This is a genomic window from Planktothrix sp. FACHB-1355, assembly GCF_014748295.1.
Classification (GTDB): domain Bacteria; phylum Cyanobacteriota; class Cyanobacteriia; order Cyanobacteriales; family Aerosakkonemataceae; genus Aerosakkonema; species Aerosakkonema funiforme_A.
This window is the reverse complement of sequence record NZ_JACJUP010000084.1, coordinates 1-11076: the sequence shown is the minus strand read 5'-3', so window position 1 is coordinate 11076 and position 11076 is coordinate 1. Positions and strand designations below refer to the sequence as shown.

The following is an 11076-nucleotide window of genomic DNA, read 5'->3' as shown; positions in this document are numbered from 1 at the left end:
CTTCCGATCTCTGTTGTTAGCCAACAGTAAGAGTAAAGGAAAACGCCCATATTTCTTTGACGATCCCGCCGTCGAACGGGTACTCAATATCACCCTGGCTGTAGCAATGGAACACGCAGTTACCCGCGAACGCTTGGATACTATAGAGCGCCTCCTGATCGCAAAAGGAATACTGAGTCGAGCCGAAATTGATACCTACGAACCCGATACAATAGCTGCTGAGGAACGCCAGCGGTGGCAAGCGGAATACATCGCTCGTATCCTGCGGATTATTCAACAGGAATTGGAAGCTTTGGAAAATCCAGAAAATAACCGGGATGTCGAAGATATCGCAGAAGAACTAGGACGTACCTAACAATTACAATGACAACTCCAATTGAGCAAATAGATAGCTTTTATCGATCTATTGTTGGCAAAGAGGTAGACAGTATTTGCGCGAATTACGTTCCTAATGAAGATACTTACGTTTTTGTAGAAGGGCCTCGCTACTCTACGCTTGGCTATCGCAATATTTCCAAAGGATGGCGAGATTTTTGCGATTCTTCGCTGAATTTGCAAAAAATTGAGTGGGTAGAAGGCCCCTTTACTGAAGAATCCGAAGATTTGGCTTGGGTAGCAGGAATGGTGCTGCTAACAGTAACTGTAAAAGGTCAACTGGTAAAACAAACGTTTCGGGCAACTTTTGTCCTTCGGAAAAATGAAGATGGTTGCTGGCAAATTCGGCACGAACATCTTTCCGCGCCGCTAAGTGACCCTTATGGCATCGGAGATTGGTTAAAAAAGAATTCTTAGCGATAAACTTTGTTTCTAAAAAGGTAATAATTTAGATCGATCGCATAGGTTCGTGTTGAATATCCCGCAGGTCTAGAAAATAACGTTATGTTGAGGAAAGAGTTACAATGACACAAACAAAACCGAATACGATCGAAGTTGCCCAGCAAGCATTTAAGCACTTATCTCACGGTTTGGCAACAGGTGACTGGAATCAACTTCTAGATATGCTCACCGATGATTTTACTTTTTGGTTTCCAGTCGGGCCATTTCACGGCTTGAATGTGGGTAAAGATAGGGTTCGCGAATTCTTTCAATATGTTTCTGAAACATTCAGCGAAGGAATTACAATTACTTCCGTCGATCGCATCACCAGCAACGAGACTACTGTTGTTTTCGAGTTCCGCGATGAAGGAACTTTGCGGGGTGAACCTTACAAAAATCGGGTAGCTATTTCTCTCGATATTCGCGGCGATAAGATTTGTGCCTATCGCGAATATTTTGGCAGCGACGGTAAATCGTATTAACTATAATGATTGATGGGTGATTTTTATCCCCATCTTCCTGCAAACGTTATAATGAAGTTATTGCAGCTTAGGAAGCAGTTTAGGTAAAAGTTGTGTTCGCTCAAAGAAAATATTCGTATTTTTTAATCTTACTTATTTTTATCGCAACTTGCAACAAAACTCCGACAAAGCCCAAGCATTGCAAAATGCTATGTTAAATACCATGAAAAAATATCCCAATCCGAGAGATTGGGCTGCTTTCATTCTAATCGGCTAAGCAGAATAATAACGCAATTTCATAGTTATTAATTGTGAGTCTGTAGGCTCACATCTTGCACCATTCTCAACAAGACCTGAAAAACCAGGTTTCTTTACGAAAAATCTAGGCTTTCAGGTTTAGCTATTTGCAAAAAACTCGGTTTTTAGCTCAGGTGCAAAATGTGAGTAGGGTGGGTTAGGCACGGGCAATAATTTCCGCGTCAAAATCAATAATTAATTTCCCATACCGTAACCCAATATATCACCAAAATGTCAGATCAAAAAGATTTTTCACCATCAACCCGAAAGAGCAAAAATATACCTTTTTACAAGACAAATTTAACAGACCATAACAAAATTTTAACTCATATCAGGTTTCATCGAATCGCGCCTCATCGCCAATCCCGATCGACAAAAGCTTGTAACGAACATTAGGAAGATGGTAACTTCTAAAAGCTACTTGGATGCAGGCGCTTAACTCGATCGCACTATGAAACGTTCCCTCATCTCCCTCCCTCTCAGCTTGATCCTACTGGAATCGGCTTTTCCAGTCGCCCTCGCCGCGCCACCCAGACAGCCAGATAAAAGCGTAGAATGCGAAATCCTGGTAATTGGCGGCGGACTTGCGGGTGCTGCGGCTGCTTACGAAGGATTGCTAGCGGGGAAAACCGTTTGTCTCACGGAAATCACCGACTGGGTGGGAGGACAAGTTTCATCCCAAGGTGTTTCCGCTTTGGATGAACGCACTACCCAGCGCCAAAGGCAATTCTTTTCGCGTGGATATCTGGATTTGCGAGAACGAATTAGACGCAAATATGGAAAACTCAATCCCGGCGAGTGTTGGGTAAGCGTAGCTTGTTTTATTCCCAGCGACGGACACAAATTTGTTTTTTCCATGTTGCAAAATGCCGAGAAACGAGGTAAAGGTAAATTGAAATGGTTTCCTTCTACGGTTGTGAAAGATTTGGAAATCAGTCAAAATGGGAAATTAATTGAAAGTGCGATCGCCATCCAACACAATCCCGCCAAAAACACACCACCGCTAAACACCGAACCTCTATCACAGACGATCGAAGACGCTTACCGCTACGAAAATTCATCTCGATTTGACAAAACAATTATCCGTTTCTTACCGTTAAAGCGTACTAAAAAATCCCAAACAACCCAGCCAACAAATTGGTACGTTATCGACGCCACCGAAACAGGAGAAATTATCGCCATTGCAGATGTTCCCTACCGACTAGGTATCGATCCTCGTTCTCATTTAGAACCTTCCGGTGCAAACGATACAGGCGATCCTTATTGCACCCAAGGATATACTTATACATTTGCAATGGAAGCAACCAAAGAACCGCAAACCCACCAAATGCCTCCCTTCTATTCCCGTTACAGTCCTTACTATAGTTTCGAGGCAAAACGATTTAACTTTGCATCAATTTTCACATACCGACGCATTTGGAGTAACCCAAATGCCCCCAAAGAATTAAAAATCAGAAGCCGAGAAACCTTTGGTGTAACACCTCCCAAACCGGGGGATATTTCCATGCAAAACTGGACTTGGGGGAACGATTATCGACCGGGAACTGCTCAAGATAACCTTATATATACTCGCGAACAATTGCAAGCATTAGGTCAGTTACAACCGTCCGGATGGATGGGAGGATTGCGAGTAGAAAGTTTGCGCGGTGGAGAAGAACTATCCCAAGGTTATTTTTACTGGTTAGTAGCAGGTACAACCGATTCACAACTCGGCGATGGTGTCAAGCAACCGCACCCGAACAACCGCTATCTTACCGGATTAAATTCACCGATGGGAACAGTTCACGGTTTATCCAAATATCCATATATAAGAGAAGGGAGAAGAATTATCGGCAGACCCGCGTGGGGACATCCCGAAGGCTTTACATTGTGGGAAGTCGATATTTCTCGAAAGAACTTTCGCGAGGATTATTATCGCAATAACCTATCAACAGAACAGTATCGCCGTTTGTGGGCATTATTGAGTGGTTTGAATGCAACTGCTGTAATTCGAGAAGCATTGTCTCCAGAACAAGTCAAAGAGCGATCGCGATCGGCCATATATCCCGATTCTGTAGGCATCGGTCACTATACAATAGACTTTCACCCTTGTTTAGCCAAAAGTCCCCCAGAAACTCCCGGAAACTACGGATATCCCAACGAAGCGATGGCAGCATCTCAATCTTACCCCTTCCAGATACCCCTACGCGCAATGATTCCCCAAAAAATTGATAATATGCTAATCGCTGGCAAAAGTATTGCCACCAGTCACTCAGCAGCAGCAGCATACCGAGTGCATTCTTTTGAATGGTCAGTTGGTGCAGCCGCCGGTACCACAGCAGCCTTCGCCTTAGAAAATAATCTCATGCCTTACCAACTCGTCGAACAACTTCCCCGCCAACAACCGCGACTCGAAGCCTTACAAAGACGCCTCCAACAAAATGGCAACCCCACCGCCTTTCCCGACACCTCAATATTTAACGAATTTGGCAAAAACTGGCAGTAGGTTAGGGGTTAGGGGTTAGGGGTTAGGGGTTAGGGAAAGAGGGTAATAGCAATTATAAATGATTGATGAAATCCTCTTTCTTCTTATCTTCCCTAGCATCCATCACCTAAAAAAATTGCCATCTTATCTGCGTTTATCTGCGTTTATCTGCCCACATCAGCGGTTAAATTTTAACAAACGATTCCTACAGACAATCCAGAACATCATTCATCTACTAACGACGCAACCGGACACAATATTAGGAGTTGAACAAAAATAACCATGAAACGCATACTAACCACCCTCACCCTCAGCTTAATTTTCCTAGAATCAGCATTTCCATTAGCCCTAGCCGCACCACCAAGACAACCAGATAAAACAGAAGAATGCGAACTTCTGGTTGTGGGAGGTGGACTTTCCGGTTCCGCCGCCGCCTACGAAGGTTTGCTAGCAGGAAAAACCGTTTGCCTAACAGAAATTACCGACTGGGTAGGCGGACAAATTTCTGCCCAAGGAACCTCCGCACTAGACGAACGACCGACTCAGAGGAAACTATTATATTATCCTCGCGGCTATTTAGAACTTCGCACCCGCATTGAAAAACATTACAAACGCCTCAACCCAGGTAAATGTTGGGTAAGCGAATCTTGTTTTCTGCCTCGCGACGGTCACAAACTTTTATTTGGCATATTAAAGGATGCGGAAGATCGCGGCAATGGTAAACTGAAATGGTTTCCCTCTACAGTAATTAAGGAATTAGAAATTAGTGGAGATGGAAAACAAATTCAAAGTGCTGTAGCGATTCAACACCGTCCGGCCAAAAATGCACCGCCCTTAAATACTCTACCTTTATCTCAGACGATCGAAGACAGCTATCGCTACGAAAATTCAGCCCAATTTGACAAATCTATCATCCGTTTCGTACCCAAAAAATCGCGAAAATCTGCCCAAAAACCAAAACCAGCCGATTGGTTTGTCATCGAAGCTACGGAAACCGGCGAATTAATTGGACTAGCTGATATTCCCTACCGTTTGGGTATCGATCCTCGTTCCGTCTTGGAACCTTCTTCTGCTAGCGAAAGCGGCGATGCTTACTGCACGCAAGGCTTTACTTATACCTTTGCAATGCAGGCAACTAAAGAACCGCAAACTCACACGCTGCCTTCATTTTACTCTCAATATGCGCCGTATTACAGCTATGAATTGCAGCGATTAGCGAGTTTCCCTCTTGTTTTCACTTATCGCCGGATTAAAAGTGTCAAACCAGATCGAAAATTGGGAACTAATCCGAGAGAATATCCGATCGATCCAGGCGATATTTCTATGCAAAACTGGACTTGGGGTAACGATTACCGTCCGGGAACATCGCAAGATAACTTTATCTATACTCGCGAACAGTTGCAAGCCACCGGACAGCTACAACCGGGTGGATGGATGGGCGGATTGCGGACGGAAACTCTTCGCAAAGGTGAGGAAAATGCGATCGGCTATTTTTACTGGCTGGTAACAGGGACTACCGACTCACAACTGGGTGATGGTGTGAAGAAACCGTACCCAAATCATCGCTATCTGAGCGGTTTAGATGCCCCAATGGGAACCGCACACGGGTTATCGAAGTATCCATATATACGTGAAGGACGCCGCATTATCGGACGCCCCAGCTTCGGTCAGCCGGAAGGTTTTACAGTCTGGGAAATTGATATTTCTCGGAATAATTTTCGCGATGATTATTACCGCAATAACCTGTCAGAGGAAGAGTATCGGCGTTTGTGGGCAATCCTTTCTGGTATAAATGCGCCCTCCGTACTCGCACAAATTGTATCTCCGGCAGATGTGAAACCGCGATCGCGTGCCTTCATTTTCCCCGATTCTGTCGGCATCGGTCACTATGCGATCGACTTCCATCCCTGCATGGCCCAAAGCCCACCAGAAGCCCCAGGTAACAAAGAACGCGAAGGAACAAGGAAAGGTCAAGGTCAAGCTTATCCCTTCCAAGTACCCCTACGGGCGATGATTCCCCAAAAAATCGACAATATGTTAGTTGCGGGTAAAAGTATCGCCACTAGCCACACCGCCGCAGCTGCCTATCGAGTACACTCGTTTGAATGGTCGGCGGGTGCAGCAGCCGGAACTACAGCCGCTTTTGCTCTGGAAAACGGTATTTTACCATATGAACTGGTCGATCGACTGCCCCAACAAGAACCGCAACTAGAAGCTTTGCAACGCCGTCTCGATCGTAACGGCAATCCTACAGCTTTCCCCAATACCTCGATTTTCAATACAAGGCAAGATTGGCAGTGATTGAAGGGGCTAGGGATTAGGGGCTAGAGGCTAGGGAAGAGGGGGAGCCAAAAGTCAAAAGTCAAAAGTCAAAATTCCTCCCTCTCTCTCTTCCCTCTTCCCTTTTCCCTCTTCCCTAGCCCCTAGCCCCTCCGCTCCCACTTCGGATTAAGATACATTAGTAAATTGTTGTTTCAGATTGTTAAGATATTTTCGGTCAGTTACCGAAAAAAAAGGGCTTCAAGCCTCTCCTTTCAAGGGGAATCATCAAAAAAATTCTCGCTTATTTCAAGGTCTATCCTTTCAAAGCCCAGCCAATCCAAAATCTAAAATCCAAAATCCAAAATCGAATGACTTATGGCGAATGCACCCATCATAGCTCCTGAGAAATCCAGTCAAGTTACCCGTAAGCCTTACCCGAATTACAAAGTAATCGTGCTGGATGATGATTTCAACACATTTCAGCACGTACATGATTGCTTGGTAAAATATATCCCAGGGATGACGAGCGATCGCGCTTGGGAGCTCACGAATCAGGTACACTATGAAGGTCAAGCCATCGTCTGGGTTGGCCCCCAAGAGCAAGCGGAACATTACCACCAACAACTGTTGCGGGCGGGACTGACTATGGCTCCCCTAGAGGCAGCATAAAATGAGTAACCCCAGCAGTGGCCGCGTCGTTCTCAATCATTCTACTCATATTACCGGCTTAATTCCAATCCTGGAAAAGCTAACCAAACATCCCGGTATTCAAACTATTACCCCCGCAGTGATTGGCAGAGCCAAAGGTCACTGCCCAAAATTGCAATTAAAAGTATCGGTGCCAATTCGCGGTGGTTTTAAATTAATAGCGCGACATGGCAAAACTTTTCAAGAAGTTTTTATTATTACTAGCTGCAAACAAGATGAATTGGAGGATGCGATCGCTCAAATCATCAAATAGACTTCTCCAGAAAAGAATCTTAGAGACAGGCAGGATGCCTATCCCACAAGAATTTTTGGAGATATCTAATAGTTTATCATATAATCCAGCTATTAGGCAAAGAAAGCGGATTTCTATGCAAAATCTTCGCTTTCAACCTAGAGATATAAGTAGAAAACCGATTTCTACCAACAATAAACATCTTCAAAAATTCTTGTGGGGTAGGCATCCTGCCTGCCTTAGTTTATGATATGAGTCAATGTCTGAACCCTAATTGCCAATTTTTAAACCCACCTCTCACCAAATTCTGTCAGCGCTGCGGTAACAAATTACTTTTAGCTGACCGTTATCGCGCCATAAAATATCTTGGTGAAGGTGGATTCGGTCGTACTTTTGAAGCGGTAGACGAACACCGTTTTGATACCCCCTGCGTAATTAAGCAGTTTTTGCCGCAACTGCAAAGTAGCGCTGCACTCCAGAAAGCTACCGAATTATTCAAGCAAGAAGGAATGAGACTGCGAGATTTGGGCAAACATCCCCAAATTCCCGACTTGCTGGCATTTTTTGAACAAGACAATCGTTTTTACCTGGTACAAGAATTTATAGACGGTCAGGATTTATTAAAAGAATTACAGCAACGGGGAAAATTCAGCGAACAGCAAGTTAGACAATTGCTCAATGAATTGCTGTCCGTCTTAGAATTTATCCACAATCAAAATGTCATTCATCGAGATATCAAACCAGATAATATTATTAGAAACGGTAACGGTTCTCTCGTTCTGATTGATTTTGGCGTTTCCAAACAATTAAGCGCTACCGTGCTTACGAAAATCGGAACTATTACCGGTACACCCGGTTATGCAGCACCCGAACAAATGCACGGTCATGTTTCTCCAGCTAGTGACCTCTATAGTTTAGCGGTAACTTGTATTCGGCTATTAACTGGGTGCTTGCTAGAAGAGAGAAATGGTGATTGGGTCGATAAACTTTTCGACCCGATGCAAATGCAGTGGGTATGGCGTCAGCAAAATGTTGCTGTAAGTAATGAATTGGGACTAATTTTAGATAAAATGCTATTGTTTCCCATCTCAGAACGCTATCAATCTGCTGCGGAAGTTCTCAAAGCGCTCAATTCCCCGCCAGTCTCATTTCCTCAGCCAAAAATTCAAGTTCCTGTTCCTAAAATATCAGTTCCCCAACCTCCTCAACCACAATCTCAATCTCAATCTTTTTCTGAAGATTTGGGTAATGATATCAAACTCGATATGGTTTACATTCCCGGCGGTACATTTACAATGGGTGCGCCGTCAACTGAATACAGAAGCAGAGATTGTGAAAGACCCCAACATGAGGTGACAATTAAACCCTTCTTAATGGGAAAATATCCAGTTACTCAAGCGCAGTGGAAAGCGGTTGCTAATCTTGCAAAAGTTAACCGCGACCTTCAAGCAGACCCATCTAGATTTAAAGGAGCAAATCGACCTGTAGAGTGTGTTTCGTGGTACGATGCTGTGGAATTTTGCGATCGCCTTTCCCAACACACTAGCAGATCTTATCGATTACCCAGCGAAGCAGAATGGGAATATGCTTGTCGCGCCGGAACAACAACGCCTTTTTACTTTGGTCAAACAATTACTCCCGAATTAGCTAATTACGATGCTAATTACACCTACGGCTTGGGGCGGAAAGGGAAATATCGTCGTGAAACTACCCCTGTAGGGAGCTTTCCTCCTAATGCTTTTGGCCTTTACGACCTCCACGGCAATATCTGGGAATGGTGCGCTGACCATTGGCACGATAATTATCAAGGCGCACCTAACGATGAAACTATATGGCTAACTAGCGATGAAAAATCTCCCCGACTGCGGCGCGGTGGTTCGTGGATCTACTCTCCCGATTACTGCCGCTCGGCTTTTCGCAATGGGTTTGATGCGGGCTACAGTTTCGGCAATATCGGTTTTCGGGTTGTGTGTGCTGCGGCGTAGACTTTATAGCCCTTTATACTCTTGCCCTTTTGCCCTTTACCCTCTTTTCTTTACCCTTCCCACCGAAGGCGTAAAAAATTTTTTTTAAATGAGGCAATTACCAATTATCCAAAAAACCTACAATTTGATGATTACCGGACTTTCCGATCTGCTGGATGGGCTGATTATAGCAAAGGATGCCACAAAAAAGCAAGACGGTTGCATAAACTTTATTTGTTAAAATCTTAAGTATTATTTACCCCGAAGTCCGATTACCAAATGTACGAATTTACCTTATCTTTACCAGAAGAAACAGCGTTAGCCCTGAAACTAACTCCCGAACAACTGCGCGATGAAGTCTGTTTAGCAGCAGCAATCAAACTATATGAATTAGGTAAACTTTCCGCTGGTGCTGCGGCTAATCTTGCTGGTATACCGCAAGTTGTATTTCTAACCAAGCTTGCTGATTACGGAGTTGACACATTTCGACTTACGGAAGAGGAACTGAAGGAGGATTTGGCGCGTGCCTAATGTCATTTCTGACACTTCGCCAATTCAATATCTTTACCAATTAAATTTGCTGGATTTGCTACCAAATTTGTATAGTGAAATTATAATACCCCAAGCTGTTGAGTCGGAAATTGCGACAGGCAAATTGTTAGGTATATCTCTGCCAAATCTAGCTTCTTTATCGTGGATAACTGTTCGCCAACATTTTAGCTAGTTTACGCCTTGAAACCAACGTAATTCGTTCCATTTTGAGGGCTGATTTTATGCGCCAGTCTCCTTTTTTCCAAGAAATTCTCCAAGAAGGAAGACACGAAGGAAGAACAGAAGAAGCACTGTTATTCGTTACACGCCTATTAGAGTGGAAATTTGGGGAAATCACTCCTTTGCTTCTAGAAAAAATCCGCAGTTTATCTGTCCAAGAATTAGAAAATTTAGGAGTAGATTTATTAGGTTTTTCCGAAGTGACAGATTTGGAGGCGTGGTTGGAATAGGTGCGATCGCACATACATCACTTTTTTACATCGGTACAAAGAAACCGAGTTTCTTTGTACCTCATTCACCTGCAACGCGCTTTAGCAATCCCCAATTACGGGATCACTCTACTTGTCGCAACGAAAAGCGATGCAGTGGCAGAATCAGTACGCAACAAAAAGTTAAAAAGTAAGAAATAGCCGCAGTTAACTGCAAACTCGTTAGCAAGATATCCCATTCAGGCAGATCGAACTTCTGGACGCCAACAGTTACGCAGTAAACTATCCAGTAAGCGAAGCTCATCATAAAAAGCGATCGCTCTGTTTCTGCAACCTCATCCACTTGAGTTTGCTGGCGATCGAATATTAACCAAAGTCCAGCAATAGAACCAATAAAAGAAATCAAAATCACATAATCGTGCCAGAGCAAATGCTGCATTTGCCTATCCTTGTTTATCCCAAAATTTTGAATCGCACATCAGTCTAAAGGATTAATCTTTTGAGATAAAGCAATAGTTACAAATTGCAATATTCCTAGCAGTTTGTTGCCTGCGTTTCGCACGCACCGATACTCACCCAGCTGCTAGAACCATCACTCCAATGTTCTTTTTTCCAAATCGGCGCGTTGTGTTTTAATGTATCAATAGCATACTTGCAAGCTGCAAACGCCTCACCTCGGTGCGGACTACCAACCGCCACCAACACGCTAATTTCCCCTATTACCAAACGTCCGATGCGATGGTGAATCGCCACCCGATTCACATCTGGCCAATTTTTGCGGATATCGGCGGCAATTTGGCGAAAAATCTGCAAAGCCATCGGTTCGTAAGCTTGATACTCCAGCGCTACCACCGGCTTACCATCGGTTTGGTTGCGAACCATGCCGCTCATC

General features: G+C 44.0%; 15 protein-coding genes. 13 read left to right on the top strand and 2 right to left on the bottom strand.

Annotated features, from left to right (window positions below; genetic code table 11):
• From H6S82_RS06370 to H6S82_RS06315, 13 genes are all read left to right on the top strand, one after another.
• Positions 1-355, top strand: a 355-nt coding sequence (locus H6S82_RS06370) for a hypothetical protein (protein WP_199317869.1), incomplete at its 5' end; no start/stop codon positions are given.
• 8 nt (positions 356-363) lie between these two features.
• On the top strand, positions 364-792 hold the full coding sequence (locus H6S82_RS06365; protein ID WP_190473259.1) for a nuclear transport factor 2 family protein: 429 nt from the start codon (positions 364-366) through the stop codon (positions 790-792).
• Positions 793-899: 107 nt separating this feature from the next.
• Complete coding sequence (locus tag H6S82_RS06360; protein ID WP_190473262.1) at positions 900-1298, top strand: nuclear transport factor 2 family protein; 399 nt, start codon at positions 900-902, stop codon at positions 1296-1298.
• A gap of 109 nt (positions 1299-1407) precedes the next feature.
• On the top strand, positions 1408-1554 hold the full coding sequence (locus H6S82_RS06355) for a CHAT domain-containing protein (protein WP_190473301.1): 147 nt from the start codon (positions 1408-1410) through the stop codon (positions 1552-1554).
• Between the two features lie 471 nt (positions 1555-2025).
• On the top strand, positions 2026-4059 hold the full coding sequence (locus tag H6S82_RS06350; protein WP_190473265.1) for an FAD-dependent oxidoreductase: 2034 nt from the start codon (positions 2026-2028) through the stop codon (positions 4057-4059).
• A gap of 261 nt (positions 4060-4320) precedes the next feature.
• Positions 4321-6339: an FAD-dependent oxidoreductase gene (locus tag H6S82_RS06345; RefSeq protein ID WP_191056094.1), complete on the top strand. Its 2019-nt coding sequence runs from the start codon at positions 4321-4323 to the stop codon at positions 6337-6339.
• Positions 6340-6675: 336 nt separating this feature from the next.
• Positions 6676-6969, top strand: coding sequence for an ATP-dependent Clp protease adapter ClpS (clpS, locus tag H6S82_RS06340; RefSeq protein ID WP_190473271.1), 294 nt, complete (start codon positions 6676-6678; stop codon positions 6967-6969).
• Position 6970: 1 nt separating this feature from the next.
• Positions 6971-7261, top strand: a complete 291-nt coding sequence (locus H6S82_RS06335; protein WP_190473274.1) for a DUF2103 domain-containing protein — start codon at positions 6971-6973, stop codon at positions 7259-7261.
• 230 nt (positions 7262-7491) lie between these two features.
• Positions 7492-9225, top strand: coding sequence for a bifunctional serine/threonine-protein kinase/formylglycine-generating enzyme family protein (locus H6S82_RS06330; RefSeq protein ID WP_190473277.1), 1734 nt, complete (start codon positions 7492-7494; stop codon positions 9223-9225).
• An 88-nt stretch (positions 9226-9313) separates the two neighbouring features.
• Positions 9314-9445, top strand: coding sequence for a hypothetical protein (locus H6S82_RS33885; RefSeq protein WP_255512297.1), 132 nt, complete (start codon positions 9314-9316; stop codon positions 9443-9445).
• Positions 9446-9483: 38 nt separating this feature from the next.
• Positions 9484-9735 (top strand): UPF0175 family protein, encoded by a 252-nt coding sequence (locus H6S82_RS06325; RefSeq protein WP_190473280.1) that lies wholly within the window; start codon positions 9484-9486, stop codon positions 9733-9735.
• The gene (locus tag H6S82_RS06320) at positions 9728-9928 is read left to right on the top strand and encodes a hypothetical protein (RefSeq protein WP_190473283.1); all 201 of its coding nucleotides are present in this window, start codon (positions 9728-9730) and stop codon (positions 9926-9928) included. Before H6S82_RS06325 ends, H6S82_RS06320 begins: the two co-directional genes overlap by 8 nt.
• Before the next feature lie 49 nt (positions 9929-9977).
• A complete protein-coding gene (locus H6S82_RS06315; protein WP_190473286.1) occupies positions 9978-10205 on the top strand; it encodes a DUF4351 domain-containing protein in 228 nt (75 codons plus the stop codon).
• Positions 10206-10308: 103 nt separating this feature from the next.
• Here the strand turns inward: H6S82_RS06315 and H6S82_RS06310 are convergent, their stop codons facing one another.
• Complete coding sequence (locus tag H6S82_RS06310; protein ID WP_190473288.1) at positions 10309-10623, bottom strand: hypothetical protein; 315 nt, start codon at positions 10621-10623, stop codon at positions 10309-10311.
• A gap of 95 nt (positions 10624-10718) precedes the next feature.
• Positions 10719-11076: molybdenum cofactor biosynthesis protein MoaE (locus tag H6S82_RS06305; RefSeq protein ID WP_191056093.1), on the bottom strand; the 358-nt coding region annotated here is incomplete at its 5' end.